This is a genomic window from Aurantivibrio infirmus, from assembly GCF_054767315.1.
The window spans coordinates 20,653-39,368 of record NZ_BAAFSK010000003.1; the positions used below are offsets into that span (position 1 = coordinate 20,653).

At 40.2% G+C, this 18,716-nt stretch carries 21 protein-coding genes; 5 read left to right on the top strand and 16 right to left on the bottom strand.

Annotation, left to right across the window (positions count from 1 at the left end; translation table 11 throughout):
- Positions 1-50 precede the first annotated feature (50 nt).
- The 3 genes from ACYUCY_RS06910 to ACYUCY_RS06920 are packed head-to-tail and all read right to left on the bottom strand — an operon-like array spanning position 51 to position 2,490.
- The gene (locus tag ACYUCY_RS06910) at positions 51-851 is read right to left on the bottom strand and encodes a HupE/UreJ family protein (RefSeq protein ID WP_460225739.1); all 801 of its coding nucleotides are present in this window, start codon (positions 849-851) and stop codon (positions 51-53) included.
- Between the two features lie 59 nt (positions 852-910).
- Entirely contained in the window at positions 911-2,020 is a 1,110-nt protein-coding gene (locus ACYUCY_RS06915) for a DUF4405 domain-containing protein (protein WP_460225740.1), read from the bottom strand.
- 32 nt (positions 2,021-2,052) lie between these two features.
- On the bottom strand, positions 2,053-2,490 hold the full coding sequence (locus ACYUCY_RS06920; protein WP_460225741.1) for a MarR family winged helix-turn-helix transcriptional regulator: 438 nt from the start codon (positions 2,488-2,490) through the stop codon (positions 2,053-2,055).
- Positions 2,491-3,312: 822 nt separating this feature from the next.
- Here ACYUCY_RS06920 and ACYUCY_RS06925 point away from each other — a divergent pair.
- Positions 3,313-3,957, top strand: a complete 645-nt coding sequence (locus ACYUCY_RS06925) for a CDP-alcohol phosphatidyltransferase family protein (protein WP_460225742.1) — start codon at positions 3,313-3,315, stop codon at positions 3,955-3,957.
- Between the two features lie 53 nt (positions 3,958-4,010).
- Complete coding sequence (locus tag ACYUCY_RS06930) at positions 4,011-4,451, top strand: adenylyltransferase/cytidyltransferase family protein (protein ID WP_460225743.1); 441 nt, start codon at positions 4,011-4,013, stop codon at positions 4,449-4,451.
- A 183-nt stretch (positions 4,452-4,634) separates the two neighbouring features.
- Here the strand turns inward: ACYUCY_RS06930 and ACYUCY_RS06935 are convergent, their stop codons facing one another.
- From ACYUCY_RS06935 to ACYUCY_RS06945, 3 genes are all read right to left on the bottom strand, one after another.
- Positions 4,635-5,810: a hypothetical protein gene (locus ACYUCY_RS06935; RefSeq protein WP_460225744.1), complete on the bottom strand. Its 1,176-nt coding sequence runs from the start codon at positions 5,808-5,810 to the stop codon at positions 4,635-4,637.
- 141 nt (positions 5,811-5,951) lie between these two features.
- The gene (locus tag ACYUCY_RS06940) at positions 5,952-6,776 is read right to left on the bottom strand and encodes a hypothetical protein (protein ID WP_460225745.1); all 825 of its coding nucleotides are present in this window, start codon (positions 6,774-6,776) and stop codon (positions 5,952-5,954) included.
- 202 nt (positions 6,777-6,978) lie between these two features.
- The gene (locus tag ACYUCY_RS06945; RefSeq protein ID WP_460225746.1) at positions 6,979-7,410 is read right to left on the bottom strand and encodes a universal stress protein; all 432 of its coding nucleotides are present in this window, start codon (positions 7,408-7,410) and stop codon (positions 6,979-6,981) included.
- Positions 7,411-8,077: 667 nt separating this feature from the next.
- On the opposite strand from ACYUCY_RS06945, the gene ACYUCY_RS06950 reads away from it, so the two are divergent.
- From ACYUCY_RS06950 to ACYUCY_RS06960, 3 genes are read left to right on the top strand one after another with little or no spacing between them, the layout of a single operon-like run.
- A complete protein-coding gene (locus ACYUCY_RS06950; RefSeq protein ID WP_460225747.1) occupies positions 8,078-8,815 on the top strand; it encodes a tetratricopeptide repeat protein in 738 nt (245 codons plus the stop codon).
- Between the two features lie 18 nt (positions 8,816-8,833).
- Positions 8,834-9,607 (top strand): hypothetical protein, encoded by a 774-nt coding sequence (locus ACYUCY_RS06955; RefSeq protein WP_460225748.1) that lies wholly within the window; start codon positions 8,834-8,836, stop codon positions 9,605-9,607.
- Positions 9,608-9,631: 24 nt separating this feature from the next.
- Positions 9,632-10,042 carry a hypothetical protein gene (locus tag ACYUCY_RS06960; protein WP_460225749.1) on the top strand — a complete coding sequence of 137 codons (411 nt, stop codon included), beginning with the start codon at positions 9,632-9,634 and terminating at the stop codon, positions 10,040-10,042.
- Between the two features lie 98 nt (positions 10,043-10,140).
- On the opposite strand, the gene ACYUCY_RS06965 is transcribed toward ACYUCY_RS06960, so the two are convergent.
- The 10 genes from ACYUCY_RS06965 to ACYUCY_RS07010 all read right to left on the bottom strand — a co-directional run bounded on the left by ACYUCY_RS06965 (position 10,141) and on the right by ACYUCY_RS07010 (position 18,313).
- On the bottom strand, positions 10,141-12,066 hold the full coding sequence (locus ACYUCY_RS06965; RefSeq protein WP_460225750.1) for a beta-propeller domain-containing protein: 1,926 nt from the start codon (positions 12,064-12,066) through the stop codon (positions 10,141-10,143).
- Positions 12,067-12,144: 78 nt separating this feature from the next.
- Positions 12,145-12,465: a hypothetical protein gene (locus ACYUCY_RS06970; protein ID WP_460225751.1), complete on the bottom strand. Its 321-nt coding sequence runs from the start codon at positions 12,463-12,465 to the stop codon at positions 12,145-12,147.
- Positions 12,466-12,582: 117 nt separating this feature from the next.
- Positions 12,583-14,037, bottom strand: a complete 1,455-nt coding sequence (locus ACYUCY_RS06975; protein ID WP_460225752.1) for a tetratricopeptide repeat protein — start codon at positions 14,035-14,037, stop codon at positions 12,583-12,585.
- A gap of 120 nt (positions 14,038-14,157) precedes the next feature.
- Positions 14,158-14,682 carry a hypothetical protein gene (locus tag ACYUCY_RS06980; protein WP_460225753.1) on the bottom strand — a complete coding sequence of 175 codons (525 nt, stop codon included), beginning with the start codon at positions 14,680-14,682 and terminating at the stop codon, positions 14,158-14,160.
- Between the two features lie 135 nt (positions 14,683-14,817).
- Entirely contained in the window at positions 14,818-15,411 is a 594-nt protein-coding gene (locus tag ACYUCY_RS06985; RefSeq protein WP_460225754.1) for a DUF1285 domain-containing protein, read from the bottom strand.
- Between the two features lie 248 nt (positions 15,412-15,659).
- The gene (locus tag ACYUCY_RS06990; RefSeq protein ID WP_460225755.1) at positions 15,660-16,208 is read right to left on the bottom strand and encodes a DUF559 domain-containing protein; all 549 of its coding nucleotides are present in this window, start codon (positions 16,206-16,208) and stop codon (positions 15,660-15,662) included.
- Between the two features lie 180 nt (positions 16,209-16,388).
- On the bottom strand, positions 16,389-16,919 hold the full coding sequence (locus ACYUCY_RS06995) for a hypothetical protein (protein WP_460225756.1): 531 nt from the start codon (positions 16,917-16,919) through the stop codon (positions 16,389-16,391).
- Positions 16,920-17,020: 101 nt separating this feature from the next.
- Positions 17,021-17,356 carry a hypothetical protein gene (locus tag ACYUCY_RS07000; RefSeq protein WP_460225757.1) on the bottom strand — a complete coding sequence of 112 codons (336 nt, stop codon included), beginning with the start codon at positions 17,354-17,356 and terminating at the stop codon, positions 17,021-17,023.
- Positions 17,357-17,424: 68 nt separating this feature from the next.
- Complete coding sequence (locus ACYUCY_RS07005; protein WP_460225758.1) at positions 17,425-17,895, bottom strand: hypothetical protein; 471 nt, start codon at positions 17,893-17,895, stop codon at positions 17,425-17,427.
- A 130-nt stretch (positions 17,896-18,025) separates the two neighbouring features.
- The gene (locus ACYUCY_RS07010) at positions 18,026-18,313 is read right to left on the bottom strand and encodes a hypothetical protein (protein ID WP_460225759.1); all 288 of its coding nucleotides are present in this window, start codon (positions 18,311-18,313) and stop codon (positions 18,026-18,028) included.
- Positions 18,314-18,716 lie beyond the last annotated feature (403 nt).

Genomic DNA, 18,716 nt, shown 5'->3' on the forward strand with positions numbered 1-18,716 from the left:
GGGTGGCTCCATCTACTGGTTTCTTTTTTTGTACCCTGAATTCTGTGAAGCTAGAGCTCAGGGATATTTATTCTTCTAGGGTAATTTTCTAAAGCATCAGGTTCCTGTTCTTCAAGCATATCTTCATGAGCATGATGATGATCATCTTGGTTCAAGGGGAAATCATCACTATAGACACTATGTTGATAGCCATGCAGCTGCGTTAAAAACAATAAGCCGCCGATAATTATTAAGCTTAGATTTGCAACCTGGCTGAAACGCGCAAAGGACTCCGTTTTACGCCAACCGAAGAGTAAAAGCAACATTAGGCTTAGTGCGAGAATTTGGCCCACTTCAACGCCGACATTAAATGCCAATATTCGCGCCACCAACCCTTCTTCACCCAAGGGTAGTTGCTGCAATCGAGTAGACAAACCAAATCCGTGTATCAAACCAAAAATAAACACCATCCACGTAAAGTTGGGAGCGTTGCAGCTTAAGTATTTTTTAAATCCATCTAAATTATCAAAGGCTTTATAACAAACGGTTAAGGCGATAACCGCATCAACCAAATAATAGTTTGCTTGAATGGTGTAAATTGTTGCGAAGATCAAAGTAAGGCAGTGGCCTATGGTGAACGCCGTAATAAATTTAAATACATCGGCAAAGCGCGTAAGAAAAAAGATCACGCCAAATAAAAACAACAAATGATCGTACCCGCTGAGCATGTGGCTAGCACCCAGTCGTGCGTATTCTAAGTAGCCTGCGTTTAACATTCTCGCTTGGTCTTCTGCCGACATACCGTGGGAAAAAACCGATGTGGTGATACCCAGCATAGCGAACAGCAACATCAGTTTTATAAAAGTTTTCACGTGAGAAGAATCCTCAAATTGTTTGTAGGTTTATTTTTATGCTTACCTTAATCGAGCCATTATTCGACATCAACAACAACACGTTTAACTAATTGCAATGCGGAATCCATGCCTTCCATATCGGTATATAACTGCCCGTCCTGTCCGGAATAATGACCATGACCAATCGCCTTTAAAAAATAAGCCGTTTGGTTGTCATCGAGATTGACCTCCGCCGCATAGATCACTGATGGCTGTCCGGAAGAACCGCTGCCACTATAGACTGGGTCATCAGGGTAGCGATCAGGCGTGTAGTAATCATTAAAATCGAAAGAGCGGTTAATCTCCATCAATACGCGAAACTGGCGTAAGGAATTATCCACCTTGGTCACGACATCGTAATTACCTAAGGGCGTCGGACCTGTCATGCTATCGAGATCCGTATTATTTTCATCAGGCACCATGAGTTCGTTGTTGTACTGAACGCCTCGTTTGTGGGCCCAATAGGGTAAAGCTTCTGGTCGAGCTACGGTACCAAAAGGATCTTCTGCGGGTTTAAACCCAGCGTTAGTTGATTTTTTCGTTACATAAAGCGTTTCAATATAATTACCATCCATATCTTCGAGCCAAAAGGCTACTTGCGGCACCGTGGTAAAGGTTAAACCAAGAAACAATGGCTGCGGCGGAGACTGATAATGCTCACCCGCTCGTAAATCAATCGTGATTGTACGGCCTTGTTCGCCAATACGAGTCGTTAAGGTTTGGTAAGTGCCCTCTTCCAACGTCGCGGACTTTCGCAAGTTTTGGCCAAACTCTAGCATGGTTGTAAATGGAGGCAAGCCAATATAAACCCCAAGAGTTAATAGCAATACGAGTGTTGAACCATAAGCAATATAGCGTTTCCCGCGCTGCATACGGGTGTAATTTATCAAGCTACGTCCGTTATTGGTTAAATGAAGAAACATCAAAACAATGAACGACAAACCAAACCAGGTATGAATTCCGGCAGTATCTGCATCGTAGGCGAACAAATAAGACATTATGCCGGTGATAGTCATGCCGAGTAGTACTACAAATAAAGTAATACTCACCCAAGAGCGCCGATTAGGTTTAGTTTTTGGCCGATTCTGAGCTATTTTTTCTGGCTTTGTTGAATCAAGCTGCGGAGTACTCTTATCGATAGATTCCATAGTTGCTTTCCTAAATCCTAAATTTTTATGACTTATAAATTCTCAAATTGAATGCGGTACTCGTGTAGAGAGCTATGCAGCGATTCCAAAAAATCCAGCGTGAACGCGTTGACCAAAGGCTTCATATCAACCGCAACGAGCTTTCTAGCCTTGTCGTGTGCTTTGCGACCCTGATTGGTAATTTCGATAGTTTTTTGTCGTGCATCCTGTGATCGAACATGGAGCTTTACAAAACCTTTAGCAATTAATTGCTTAATAATCTGGCTCATGGCGGACAAACTAACGCGGGAGTTATTCGCCAACTCGCTGACGGTTTCATTCTTATTGGTTGTATAAATAAGGTGATTCAACACTTTAAATTGAACTGGTGGTAAATTTTCCGGGAGATTTTTCTTAAGCATGAAATCCACCCGTTCTTGGATAATGCCTATCTCTCGAAAGATTGCGCTGCTTAGCTCTGGTCGGTTCATGGTCTATTACCTAATGGAGGGTAGCTCAGCTAGTGTTGTAAGGGATGCCTATTTGTTAAGCATCTTAACTATTAAGCATCTTAACTAATAAGAATGGAGAAGGCAAGAATCAAAATTCAATATGAACCGGACACGCTAGAGTATGCTATGAAAGTAGTTAGACCTTACGATTCGCGAAGATCAAATTAAGCCGGAGACCTTCAAGCGAATTCAAAATCCTCTGTGTAGCGTTGAGCTAAAAAATAATGTAATGCTAAGTTCAAGTATCTGAAATTCTTCTTAAATCACAAGACACAATGGCAGGGATCAAATAAATACATATCTTTTGTCCTTTAGACCAAAATGTTAAAAGCCTAACAGTCAATCTAAACAAATTAGTCAGCCAGCGGACTGCTTTGAATAATAGTTTCTAGATTTGAAGGTAAGAGAAAATAAATTAATTGACATTCAACATTTGGGCCTAGTTTCCATAAAAAATATCCAAGCAACTTACCTTTCAACCCATACTCTACCGGTAACCGACGAGCACATTCATTACACTTATGTTTTTAAATCGCTGTCTTACTAAGCAAATAGAGCGTATAGTGCCCCGCTTAGTCGTTCTCTGTATCGAGCCTACTGGCTTACCACGCCTCTATCCTCCTTATGCCAAATTGTTTGCTAGCAAGCCAACAATGTGAATTCACGCTATCGAATATCTGCACTTCTCTCTGACGATGAGATTAGTCCTACGTCTACGTAGCCCTTCTCCTTTGGGTAGCGTACAGCTGCGTTCGGGTTTTTGACGAACATTATATTAGCCATTGAATCTGTAGGATCGCTATGTCCCTAGCACATGAAGAAGCAGAGCCCACAATTATTTCCCATGTGAAAGATTTACCCAATATCTGCTCGCTCTCTGGCTTGGCCTGCACAACGCTAGCAATTTATTTTAGTCTCACTGGTGTTTTTTACGCGGCTATGATCGGGATGATTTGGGCGGTAGCTTTTGACTGGGCAGATGGTCTTGTCGCGAGAAGAATGAAAGACCGTACGGGTAACGACAGTGTTTTTGGCGGCCAACTTGATCTAGTTATTGATATTGTGAGCTATGGAGTTACTCCGGCAATTCTATTATTAAGCTATGGCAATTTTGAGCCGATATTATTGCCAATCGCTTTTATAGTTATAGCGGCCGCTGCAATCCGCTTAAGTTATTTCAGTACATTCGGTTTATCCGATGAATCGAAATACACCGGTTTGGCACTAGACAACAACAGTATTATTCTTGTTTTTATATTTCTGTTTGAAAGTACTTTTAGCGATCAAACATTTTCTGTAGCTCTTTACATCAGTGTTATTGCGCTGGCAATTCTTAACGTTTCTCAAATTAAAACGCCAAAGCTTTCCGGCAATTCACGCAATGTTTTTCTTCTTGCGTTGTACACCTTTGGGATAAGCGGAATCTATCTCTGGAAGATCGTATAGCGGATTTTTTTTACGCGTCATGCTAATAATCATTCTTAAGGAATTAACCAAATATGATTGTATATACTGTAGGCACATTTGATTTGTTACATGTCGGGCATCTCGCTTTGTTAAAATACTGCAAGTCTTTAGGCAGTGTCTTGGCAGTGGGGGTTGCTTCTGATCATGTGGTAAATTCTTACAAGCCCAACGTGCCCGTCATCCCTCTAGAGCAGCGGATGGAAATGCTAAGTGCATTGCGTTGTGTTGATATCGTGCGCCCCTACAACGAGCTCGAATACGTTTCCGGTTGTAAAGCATTGAACGCTGATATCTTCGTAATTGGTGAAGACTGGGGAAATAAACCGCATAATCTAGTAGTTGAATCGTATTTAAAATTAGCGGGAAAACAAATTAGTCAAGTAAGTTATAATTCTCGGACGTCTTCAACAACGATAAAACAGAACGTGATGGCACAATCTTTTAATGGAAAAATTTTAAAACAAGTGGTTTAGCGAGCCAAAAATCAGTCCTGACATTCAGGGCCACGGATTAATACCATCCGGACGTAAAAATTTACCCTAATCCAATTTTTATTCGTCATACATAAACGAATACAAATGGCCTGGAATAGCCGCATTAGCAACACTAACAATTACTTACTGAATAACTTTGTTTTAGCGATCGATCTAAACACCTCAAATCGAATAAGGTGAAGGATATTTTTCCATAAGGTGGTTTAAAGAAATAGCGCCTTTTACGTAAGTACCTTCTGGCATTTCTTCCAAATTCTCGATTTCAGTTTGTGCGTATTTTACAAGCTTCGCGTTATTACTATTGCTTGCCACCTCTGCCAAAATCGCTTGGTAGCGTGGCCCTCCTCGTTGTGCCAACCATTTACACAACCATGAATAAGCATCTATAAACTCAGAATCGTCGCCATCTTGGTAATGATTAATGAGCTTCTCGGCTGCGAGATCAAGCATTTCAGTTTTTACCTCTTCGCCATAAGCATAAATTTCTGCGGCCCGCCTAATTGCGAATGGGCGATCACTTAACAGCATAGCCATGTGAAGTCCGTAATCGCTGGCCACATTGTTGCCATCGGCATTTTCTCGATAAGGCATAACTTCTTCAAATGCTAGAGGCTCACTAGACACACTATACAACAGCCACCCTTGTCGTCTTCTATAATCAAACACTACTCGCCCCTGCCCTTTATAGTAATAACTGAGGCGCTTAATTTTTACCGAAGCGATGCCATTGGTAAAACGACGATTTCCACTGATCATATGTTGTGGCACACCGAACATATCAAACATATCTTGAATCGAATGTTCAGGTTTTAATGCTTCGAGCGAAGACTCGGGGCCAGAAAATTTAATATCGCTTTCAAGAGCAGATCGAATGTATTGGTTTTTTAACTCTTCAAAATCAACACCACCGGCTACAAATTGTTCCCCCGAATCTCTTCTAGCCGCTTTTAAGTATTTGTCGCGGCTTCTATAAAACTTGGAGTCCCTCACAGAGACATCTAAATCCTTCAGTAAGGTGTAATAGCGTTTGTTTTTACTCGCGAATAATACCCTCATCACTACAGCATTCGCTTGCTTCGCGTATTTATCGTCATCATCGATCGATACTACGAGTTTATTCGCCAACAGATCCAGGAATTCAACATCCTGACTTTCTATGTCCGCCAGAATATCCTCATAAATCGGAATTAGTTGATGTGGTGCAGATGACATCACGATCGCGTAACGTTGCGACCATCGTTCTGCGTTGACCGACTCGGCTGAGTTAGCCGGTAATGCATACGAAATGAATACAAACAAAATGACGAATCGACCGATTGGAATCTTCGGAAATCTCATACAACTATGCCCCTAAAAATATTTATAATGTTATGGTTTTAAATATGCTGACTTTTGATTATTGTCTTTCAGTATAAGTGCAGCAATTGTTAATCCTTTCATCCGCCAATATAACCAAATAAAGTCACTAGATTAACCACGCTAGTCTTGTTCAAGCAGTATCGTCGGCAAAATTTCAGGGTGAGGTTCTAGCGTTCCAAAAAATTCTAAATCCCAACGAACTGTATTTGCAGCTATATTCGTTTTATCTGCCTTCAAATAATTAATACTGTTTTCTAACAAGTCTATCGAAAGCACTAAATCCCTACTTAAATACTCGGCCCTGTGCGTACCGGGATCAAGTATCAGCTCTAAAAATGTTCCCGCGGAAACTTGTCCTACCTCTCGACCATCGATTTTAAGCCGAGGCGTATAAGATTCTAGAACGAAGTTTGTATCGACTAAGGGACGGTAGATATAGAGAATAGCTTTTCCGTCCGGTACGGACTGTGCTTTCTTGTAATATTTGAAGGAAGCATATTCTCCAGTGCCGATTCGACGCAAACTATTCACTTGTTCAGCGCCAACCAATTGATCAACCTTTGAAAAATTTGGGTTTTGCGTGAAATCGTATGATCCTGGCAATTCACTGCGAAAATAAATCGTTTCCCCTGGAGACATTACAAAATCCTGAGTTACTTCTTGGTACTTGTTAAACGACAATAAACTATGACTTCCAGAGTCTATAGGAATCTTTATGTAAGTCTTGACCCCAATCTCACCCACAAATTTTTGATCAAGTATGACAGGTACCTTAAGGGCGTTTGCGAAACCTCTTTCGTGCTTGTATAGAACCAAATAGCCTTGATTCGGACCTAATTCGTCGTTGATGACACCATTTTTAACAAGGTCTAAGTTGCCCGTAAAAGTACAAGATGCCAAAACAAATATAAATGGAACGATTAAAACTCTGTAAAAACCAACCATTACTCGCAACCTTAGTAAGTTAATGTAACTATTTAAAAAAAAATTAGTTAGCTCAACTTAATAGCTTAATTACCCCGCCCCATAGATTCCTATAGCTCCAGTTATTTTTGGCTATGTTAAACAACTAAGGAATGCTCTCATTATTCGCCGAGGCTTTTTTATTTTAGAACGTAGACCAGTCCGCGAAAAAGAATCTAGCTAATCAAGACTTTTTGATTTTGACGGCTAATACATCGCAACTTGCACCATGTAATACACCGTTAGCTGTTGACCCCAGTATTAAACCCAGACCATGTTGGCCATGAGTGCCGATGACAATTAAATCAGCTTTTAGCTCTTCCGCCAGTCTCTTTATTTCGGTAGAAGGTTTTCCGATTAAGGTGTGTAGATGGTCGGCGGGAATATTTTCGGCGCCACCAATTTTCTCGAGCATAAGTTCAGCTTCTTTTTGTAATTCTTGTTGGAGTGAAGAAAAATTTACTCCAATCTCACTACCATAATAGGTAGTTAATGGGCGTAAAACATAAACCAGATGTAGGCTTCCACCGCCAGCAAGTTCCACTGCGTGCTGCAAAACCTGTTTTGACTCCTCACTAACATCCAAAGCTACTACTATATTTTTATACTGACTCATAGAGCTAACCTCATTTTTTAACTGATAATTAAAAATATGCCTAAGAAATATCGTTTTTAATATAAGGCACAAGAAACAGAACTTAGAAGATCATTACTTTACTGCGAGAAATAAATATATCCCTTTTATTTTGATAAGATTAGTTAACCACTTCTTTATCAAAATAATTATCATGCTGAAGCAAAACGCATGAAACACCAAATCGATTAACTTGGCTTCATCATTATCCATTAGGAATGGCAGCAGTTAGATAAAAAGTAAAAATCACTATTTTCATACAACATCGACTCGGTAATATTTACCTTGAACAAGAAAGGAGTTTTTCATTATCGTACGCCGATGTTATTTTTATATTGAGCAGAACCCGAGTAGACAGATTTTGCGTGCTTTAGCCGCTAAGTTCAACACCTAACCCGGCTTAATACCGCTCAAATTTTAATCCATTCCTCTGAAAATCTATCTCAAGTAGATAATTCTAAAAATCTGACCGCTTTAATGTGACTAGATTCATACCATGCGGTTCTAAACTATGATAATTTGCTCTACCGTCCCTTCGTAAAACGATTATGTTCTACAATCGTGAACGGTATTTTAAACAGACAACTATTTAAGCCGACAACAATATAAAGTGGCCTACTGAGGCTAACGACCGTAGAAATGGATGCAAATGATCAAGCTCAGGCACGGAATATGCCAATTACCATTACTGTTAGTTCTAGCGATTCTGTCGATACGAAGTTTTTCCGACTCAACTGAAATAACCCAACTCCCATCTTTACTCAGCGAGCGAGCACGAGAAGCTTTCTATAATAACGATCTTGAAAAAGTCAAAGCGCTAGCCTCCTCCCCCGATACTTTTAACGAACCTGAAGCCGCTTATTATTCCGCGATGTTGTTAGTTCGCCACGGCGAATTGCTTGATATTGCATTCCAACTTTTCACTACGGCTGTCGAGAAAAACCACTCTGGTGCCATGTTTCAACTGGCACAAATGTATGAGAACGGTACCTTTGTTGAAAAAGATTTAGTCTCAGCACTTGCCTGGTACCACCAAAGCGAATTGCTAACCGCCCTACCGCCTAGTTTAGACGCACTAAACATCGAAGATACTGAAGTAGAGTCACCACTTCCGGAAGTAAAACTTATTGAAGCACTTCAAAAGCGCGCGAACCTAAATGACCCGCTCGCTCAATTACAACTCGGCCTCCAATATGAAAAAGGCCAATGGCTCAATCAAGATGTAGAGCAAGCAATTCGATGGTATGAACAAGCAGCGAAAAACGGCAGCGATCAAGCAAACTTAAATTTGGGCTTGTTTTATTGTCGGGGAATTTATTTAGAAAAAAATAGCGAATTAGCTAATCATTATTTTAAACAAAGTGATCGTAATATTTTTTGTCAATAACAAAGGGAGTGTTGAAAAATGAACCTAGAAGATAAATTAGTTCAGGAGTTATCGGATAACGAGCAAGTCATGCAAGTTATTCCGGCAAAAGATCTGTTCAACGAATGGGAAGCCGTAAAAAATCTCGCGCAGATTGGCGCTGGATCGGTAACACCGATTATGGACAGCGCCAAGGCAACTAAAATAATCAAAGAGCTTGGATTCGATGCGAACAAGGTCCTGGTAAAAACTTACGCAGGCAAACAATACATCATCCTAAAAGGCTACGCGGGCAAGCGAGAAATACTGCAAGGAACCCGCTATTTAAGCTCAAACCCGAAAGTTGTTCGCATGGCAATTGGTCCGAAAGGGATTGCCAAATCAGTAAAAGTCGGCTTTGTTGTAACCTTCGTGCTTTCCGCATCTATTGAAATATTAGATTACGTACTAAAAGACGAAGCCAGCCTCGCCGAACTACTCGGTAACTTAAGCGCTGACTTTATCAAAATTGGTTTAAGCTCCGTAGCAGGTTTAGCCGCTGGCATGGCAGTTGGAAGTGCTGCGGTATTAGGCTCGGTTGCTGCTGCACCACTAATAGCAGCCATAGCCGTAGGCGTTGTTACTGGGATTGTGTTAGACAAGATTGACAAACGATTTGGCGCAACGGCGGCCTTGATCGAGGGCTACAAGCAAATCGGCATGGATCTCGCGCAAATAAAATATGAAGTTAATCGTCATTTAAATTATTATGAGCGCAATCCACAAATGCTCCAGTGCTTATTCGCACCATGCTGGGGAAGCCCAAGTTACTGATTGTAATCAACTAATAGCGACTACATGTCTCCAAAAACTGCTCAAAAAATATTTATTTTTTTAGTCATTATCGCAATTCCCTTAACGCTTTGGCCGTTTTGGGAATTGTGGACAATATTTAAAGCCATCAAAAATAGTAGAGAAATCGTGGTTATCGACAGCGGTATTTTTTATCTTTGGCTTATGTCGGTATTTTTTACCTTCTATCTAATCCAACGAAAAGGCTTACAAGAACACAGCTCTTTAAACACTCGCCACGCCTCACTCGCTATCGTTATCCAATTCCTTGTCATTACTATCGTCGCATACTCGCTGCCGATCGCTTTAAAACACTGGCTAATTGAAAACCAATATCAGCTCTGCATCAAGGTAAAAAAACCTGGAACAATCACCGACACGACGATTGAACGTTATTCATTGTCGGGTTGTGAATGAGTGAGAAGATTGGGATTGATGGTTGATTTAAAAATCGACTAGCTGAGACGAACTGATTATTTAAACTAATTTTCGCTGAGCTGGTTCGTCTGTTTTCTTTATCGCGTTAATCGATAGTCTACTCTAGAATTTTCTCGGATCTCACCCTGAAAATATTCTCCTTTGATCAACTCGTACCCAGTTAGTCCGTAGATTTTTCCTTCTAAAAAAAATGGCCTTGTATTTCCGTACCAATCAATACAAGACACGGTGCAATCACCATCGACCTCTTCAGCATTTTGTTTAGATTCAAAAATACCTGCTGGTCGAATGCTGTCATCATTGAGAACTTCAACAAAATATATATCGGAGGGCTGATCGTCGTAGTAAAAACTGGAACTAGATGTCGAGTCCAGTTTCAATGTTGTAAATCCAAAGAGATCAGAGCCGTTGGGCAAACTCGTAGAATTAAATGCATGACTGCGATTTTCACCCTCAACAACACCTTCGAAATAATGTGTCGCGAGCAACTGAGGTGAATTACCCAATGTTACAACCGACCCGTGGAATTGTTCATCGCCACTGTAACCCATTACCAGTAGAGAATCATTTAAAGGTTCCATTCGTTCCGCGGAGTGCTCCAATCCGATTTGATAAGATTGGAGTGATTCAATTTCATATAGCGTCAGAGTCGGTGAGTTAGGATTTTTTGATTCCCAAAAACTGGCCGAATCACCTACTGCCAACCAATCGCCAACAAATCGCGTTTCAAGCCAACGTTCACCATTGTAATTCCCAAGTAATTGTGGATTCGGTATATAACTGGGAATTTGAAAGTCGCTTTGCTCAACGGTGTTCAAAAAAATATCAAAACTTTCATCGTCATCATAGTTTTTTGAAGTTACAAGATAAAAGGTATTTCCTTTTTCATAGAAAGAAAACCGATTAAAAGGTGAGCCGTTTATAGGGATTGCGGATTGACTCATTGTTTCCAGGTCGATTTTGTGCAAATTGTATTGATAGTTATTGTCGTCTGCTTCCAGCGACCAGTCGAATTCTGCGTCGATAATGTAAGGCTTTTTCAGAGATGCGGTAGTAAAGTAAATTGCTTGTGTAGTGACGTAACTTGAAATGCTGTACTGTGTCGAGATCACACCACTGGATGTGCATTGATTTAGCTTCGAACTATCCAAATCGCATTTTACGTATACATGCAAGTTTGGATAAATAACGATTTCCACTGGTTTAAAAATATCCTTACTATCCAGCAAACGTTGCCAAGTAATTGCTTTCTCAGGCGTGTCCGGCAAATGACCAATACGTGCGAACTGTAGTTGTCGTGAGTCATCTAAAGTACCAAATTCAAAGTCTTCAAATGAAATTGGAAAATTAAAAATCAACTTGCCATCAACAATGCGAGAGGCATAGTCATTCCCAGAAAAATAATCGCCTGCTTGGATAATATAGGCGTTTTCGTGAGTAAATACGCCGTCCTCATTAATACTCAGAATGTTTAACTCAACGTTATCCGAATCACTCACTCCCTCATAGGCGTACCCAATAACCACAATTGTATTGTTGTAAACAAGTAACTCATCAATCCAGGCGTCATGCTCCCAACCTTCTTTAATAACGGGTATCGAGTCGACTGGTGTTAACGCCCCCTCCCCGTATCGCACAGAAAATAGTTTTCCTTGCCTAAGAATAACCAAGTAATCGCCGATAACCTTTACGATATCTCCTTCATCAACACCCGCTTCTTGATTGTTAGTGATTACAGGGTTGCTGATCATACTTCCGGTTACAACAATTTCTTCGATGCAATTGCTACCACGACAATTAGAATTAGCACCACGCTTGTAATCGATATATTTATTAATCGATTGCGTATATTTAAGGTAATCAATAAACGCTTGTTGAGATTCGAACTTTCCCGATCCCAAAGCTTCAATTTGATCAAGTGAGTGATTTGCCCTATGAGCGGAAATTAAGCTGCAACCGGAGGTACTGACAACGAACATCGACAAGAGTATTTTTTTATACATTTTTATCACTCATTTTCGAAAATTTAGATTTATTCAGGAGATAGAAAGAGCCAGAGTCACGACTCTGGCCTTTGAATGTTAAAGTGAGTCCACCGTTCTCCATCCCTCTAACACAAGCCCCGATGTGGATACTACTTGGAATTCAGTTTCCCCAGAATTTTTGGAGCGTAAGCATATTTCTACAGGCGTTTTCTCGAGCTGGCTCACTGCCCTCGCCGCTCCAACAATGAAAGCAGCTTCTTGATCAGTGGTAGGAAGCCCAGACTGCGACACCATCTCTTTAACCTTTTCTAAATTTTCAAACAAATTCTCACCCGTTGCGACACATGAATTGGTTTTAGAACAAGAAAAAAGCAATATCGCCATACAAACTAATGCTCCGCTAGACACCGTCTTCATACAAACTCCGCATACACTTTGCACAACTGATCAAAATAAAAATCCTCTGCCACCTTTAATTTAAACAAGTAAAAGGTTTAAGTCTTATCTGACCCCAGTTGTTTCGACCCTATCTATTCACTGTTTCGCCAAAGAATACTTTTCGAATAGCTCATCTGAAAGTTCAGTTGCACGCAATAGCTGACTCTGTGTCATAACCGCTTGGATCTTATCTCTGAGAGCCACACCAGCGATGTTCCCAGATTTGATCGAGCAGTTTATCCATGCGTACGCAGTTATTGCGTCTTCCGCGCTAACCTTTTTCTTTCTGATATAAGTACTACCTAAGCTATATTGACCTTGGGAGTCACCGTTTTTCGCAGATTTTGAAAACCAGAAAACAGCTTTTTCTTCGTCTTTCGGTATTCCGTCTCCCAACATATACATAACACCGAGGCTATTTTGCGCAGGACCAAATTCCTGATTAGCCGCGTCAGTAAAAAGTTGGAATGCTCTTGAGGAATTTTTCTCTACCCGTGCACCCCGAATTAAAATATTCCCCAATGTGTGTTGGGAATTTGGCTCGCCTAAATCGGCAGCTTTACTAAAATAGTCGACAGCGGCCTTTATATCAGTGGGAACACCCAAGCCTTTTGAATAAATACTTCCCAAATAGAATAAGGCCATAGGATAATCCTGGTCCGCAGCCTTCCTGAACCAATAGAGGGATTGTTCAATATTTTTTTCTTCAGCAATGTAGATAGTGCCTAGATTATATTGTGCGACTACAAAACCTTGCTCGGCAGCCTTAGTGAACCAAGAAATAGCTGTATTAAGATCCTTAGGTGCTCCTACTCCGTTATAGAATCTAAGTGCGAGATTATATTGTGCTTGATCATTCCCTTGGTTTGCTGCCTGTTGATACCAATAAACAGCTTTGACAGGATCTTGATCAACTCCGAGCCCATTACTATACATCCCGCCTAGGTTATTCTGTGATTCGGCAAATCCTTGCGCCGCTGCTTTTGAATACCAATAAACCGATTTTTCGTAATCCTGTTTAACATGCCTCCCTTCATCATAAAAAACTCCCAAATTATGTTGAGCTTCACTTACACCTTGCTCAGCAGCGAGGGAATAATAATTCAGAGCTTTTTGAAGATCCTTTTCCACACCTAAACCATCGGAATATAAATTTGCTAATTTATATTGTGAAAGTCCATCTTGTTTATTGGCTGCCTTTCGATACCAATATGCGGACTTCTCATAATCTTGTGGAACTCCTTTACCAGTTCTATAAATTTCTCCTAAGCGATATTGCGCCAACATATAATCTTGCTCTGCCGATTGGACAATTAAATCGGCCGCTTCCTCAAGATCATAATGACTACTTTTTTCATTAGAATACACAACACCCAGATAATATTGTGATCTAGCATCACCTTGTTTTACAGCATCCAAACAATATTGGTATGCCTTCTCGAACTGTTCATTATCTACGTATTGTTTACACAATATCGGATTGCAATTAGCATAGCTGGCTAATGCTAACAAACACCCGATCGCAATAAACTTTTTAGTAAGATCTAACATTTATATCTCCGAAAACAGAAAAATTGCATGAATAGCACGAGATAATCACCGGGTCTTATGCACATAAAAACGACGGTGAGTACAGCTATTTTTTGCCTTGCTTGCTTTACTAGTTATACATCATTTACTAATTTTTAATGCTCCACACCTTTCGAGCATGGTCGTAACTGCTTCCCTAGCGCCATCCAATGAATAAAGATAGATAAAGGTTTCACCTTCGTCTTTGCCGGTCAGCATAGAGATTCCTCTTTCTAATGGCGCACGGACTAACATATTCAAACCCAGTTCAGTTGGTTTAACTAAGCGCGCAGACAAATCACCGCCAGATATCTCCAATTCATAGCCGTCGGCCAGCAAGAAAAACTTATACTCAGCTTTTTCTGACAGTGGTTTGTCAAATGAAAGGGCTATATCAACTAGGGGTTTAGGCGTGCCGGGAGGCCGAATACATCTAACCATAAGAACGCTTTCTGGAGCGTTTTCTTTAACGACTGCGTAGGTCCAAGCTAAGTTGTTATTCTTTGATATCCACCATTGCTCAAACAACTCTCCTTTTTTGGATTCAAGCCAATCTGGTAAGGCTTGTAAGTAATTCGAAAAAACTAAACTTAATGAAACTACGATAAAAATAATATGTTTTCTCATGGTTTTTCCAAGTTATGTAGAAAATCAAAATGGAAGCCTGCTTTACAACATCAATAATGATAAAGAAGGAATGTAAAGAAGGGGCCGGAGGGATTTAAAGTTGATCATCTTGCTTTAAAACAAATCTCTCTAGTCTTACCCCAATTGTTTAGAGTTTAACGAAAACTTTTCTCCGGCGCTGTAAACAAATACTTCGTCCGCGCTTTCATTTTGATTCGCACCTGATAAGGCCAAATCCACCAACTGATAATAAACATTGCGACTGATGATGGCGGGCATATTGTCGCGTACCATGACATAGGGGCTTGGTTCTCCCTTGCTATCTCCTTCGACCCAGAGAGGGTGTTCTTTGTCGACGACAATAAAATCGTCAGTCAGAGTTGTGAGACACAGTAGTTGTTGATCGTCGTTAGGGCCTGATGATTGAGTCTCGTCGCTGTGTTTAACTTCACATTTAACTACAACAAAGGGGGCGTCTTCGACAGTGATTTTCCATTTTTCGACGGGAGTTAATAAAAAATAATCATCACCTTCACGTTTTAAAATGGTCGAAAACAATTTCACTAGCGACAGCCGTAGGATTTCTTCACCGTTGTGAAACCATTTTCCCTGTCGATCAATCACCATGTCCATGGTGCCAGACAATTCAGGATTCCACTGTTGCACCGGTGGTAATTTGCCGGTGTATTGCTCACGCAATTCTTCGGCGACTTTAATGATATCTCTCATAGTTAGGTTGTTATCGTTTGATTATTTTGGGGCTTAATTCTTATCTGACCCCAATTAATTTTTTAATCTCTTATTTTTTATACGCTTTAAAACCCTTTGAATTACTGGACCACCGGAATTTTAATAGGACACCCATGATAAGGATTGATTCGGGGAGCGCGACGTTTAGATTTGAAAATCAATTACTCTGACCCCATGATTTTTGCTTGCTGTTTCAGGTTGCTGCGCTTGTTATGCATTTGTTGTACCTAGTAAAATTTTAAACCCTTTGCGTCTACGTATTGCCATACTTTACCTATTAGATGCACATGTATTTCTGCAATAGATTCCTCCATCTGATTAAACAATTCAGATCCTGTGAACCTAAAAACTGTCAATCCTGAGGCTGTCATTGATCGATCTCTAGATCGGTCTCTTTTTGCTTGCTCTTTCGTTCTTTCGTGATAATCATGTCCGTCTACTTCTACGACCATCTCTTCAATAGTATCTGTCTGGCCAGTTTCGTGGTTCCAGCGTGTTAGCACAAGCAAAAAATCAGCTCGATAATTTTTAAAATTTTTATCGTTTTTTATGCCACGAGCATAAACTTTCAGTTCACGCTGGGGGTATGTTCTTAGATCAAATCCAAGGCAATGCGGTTCGCACCAATTTCTTGATAGAATATGTGCGCCATTCCAATCACATGGATAACCAGGAAAATACTCAAACAATCCCGCAAAAAATTTTTGTTCCATTGGAGACTCACAAGATCGTAAAAATTTAGTGAGTGACAAATGATCTTCCACTACTTGAGACATTTTTAGATCCTGGCTCGTAGATATCCATTCTGATATTTCAGGTATTAAATTCACATTCGGTCCTGTGATTTATCATGCATAACGCCACCATATGGGCCGAAGTAAATTATGGCCTGCTTTTCAAGGCCATAATTTACGGAGGTCCCAGCCGCGTTTTTTAGCGGCGACATGATGGTTTTGTTAGGTTGCAATTTTAGCCTCTATATCTTTTAGTAAATCTAAAAGTTCTGCCATACCGATAAAGGCACCAAAGCATTCTTGCCCATTCAGCGGATTATCGGCCCCCTTCGTGGAATGCTCAATAATCGCACCTCGCCAACTCGATTCACGCATGGGTTCTCGTGTAGAAAATGAAAACTTGTTTTGATGTGAACTCGCATTCCTTAGGTGGCGGAAAAATTCAAATTCTGGTGATTTATCATTCAATTCTTTAACGGATTCGTAGGCGGTATTCGTTAACATCATGCAACACGACTTAACGAATCTCCCTTGCGAAATGTTTCCTTGCTGAGCTTGTGTAAAAACTTCATATGGAAATATATGCTTCCCTTCTGACAGGATGCCAGGCAAAACAATATACTCACCCTCAGAAAACCCCATTCGGTTGCTTGTATCGAAGATGGCGGGACAAGAACTTACTGCAACCATAAATGCAGAAACCATTTCGTAAAATGGTAGCCCTTGACGAAATTCCACGAAGCCATTTGACATTTTGACTCTTCTCCAAACCTAACGCCGCGATGTGCGGATTTTATAAGTGGAGGCAAAGCCGGAGCTTATAAAAGTCCGAACGATTGCCTTGTTATAACTGCTCACATGAGCATTGTTACCGACGAGAAGGTAGCCCTCCAACCTTTTTCATCCATGCAATCTATAAGTGCAACGGTGGCTATGTAACTGTTTTTTACATGCTTTGATAACTCTCTATTTTCTAGCTCAAACTTACATTTTTCTAGGTCTGCTCTAGCAATTTCCTGATCTGAGCTACTTTTTGGATCGATCAAATATTTTTTTTGCTCAACCCAATAAGTATAGAAATACCCTGCTTCGTTATCTTCTTTCTTAATCAATCCTTTATACGCATTTTCATAGACAGAACTACAGCCCGTTAAGCTAGCCATTAAAATTGCCAATATCTTTTTATTCATGAGTTATAACGCCCGTAGCACGGGAAAATTTGTAGCGCAGCGGAAATATTTTCCCGTGCCTGCGTTTGTTATAGCGCTTCTTCTTTAAGTATTGCGAAGAACACTAATAAATATGCGACTTGCTGTATTGAAGGCTCAAGTGATATTAAAATTGGGTATTTTTTTAAAACCCCCGACGTTTTGACGCTACCGATTATTGTATCTTTAGCAACCAAGGTGTACTCAGTAACCCCATTGTTCTTTAGCCTTACATTGTGATCAGGAGTATTTACTGCCATATTTTTTGAAAAAAATAATTCTTTAGCGCTGCCAATATAATCACCATCTTTTGTACGAATAGCGTACCCGCTTCCAGCAAAGGTTGGAGAGATTATATATTCCTCTCCTGCCCATTTTGTCCTGTAAACAAACCCTGTGTCAGCGACAAACCAATTAAATAGGTTCCGTGTGGTTTTCAATTTAGAATCATTAATTACTTTGTATTCGTTTCCAGTTTCGTTGTCATTTGCAACAAAATCGTAACCATTTTTTTCAAACACGTACAATATTCGGACTCCCTTCTCTATAACAGCTTAATAGATAACGTGGTCAGATATAGGCACCGTGCCTATATCTAGCCATGCGACGTATTTTTTATTTTGTCTATTAGTAGACATTTTTAGCCACTAATTATTTATCAACACACTCAAAAGTAATTTCATTTCTCTGCGGCGTCCAACCCTGCACACCCTCATTTTCTCTATCGAGTATCTTGGCTTCTTTGCCTTGTTGAGCGCAAAACTCTTGAGCACTTTCAATTGTTTTAGTTAATAACTCACCATCACTTTTAAGCCCACCTCTCGCGTTGAGGGTAATTAAATATTTTCCCTCGCCAAGAGATACCGGTTCGGTAATCGATACGCACGCAGATAATAAAACAACGATAAAGAAAACAAGTTGGTAATTTTTAATTTTCATATTTTACTTCCTGAGTGAATATTTAGCTTGTTACTAAATTCAAACTTCATTTTATTATTTTGGTTTTTATGAGATGAATTATTTAATCGAAGTTACAGCTTGGGAAGGAATTCTTTTTCGATAGTGAAATCCATTTCTCAACGCGGAATTTAGCCCATTATGTATGAGCAATCATTAAACGCAAATAAGCTATTTTACTTAGTGGCGCGTGAATCTTCTTTTCTGATGAGACTCAATTTTTAAGTGTCTACTATACGTCTACTATTGGATTTTGATAGAGCTTTAGAACGTGGCTGATGGATCGAAACGTAAGCGGAGTCCGTTCAATACCGGCCCCGGATTTGAACTGACGATAACTGGACATTCACATAATCGGAAACGTTAAGAAGCGATCTACGATTGG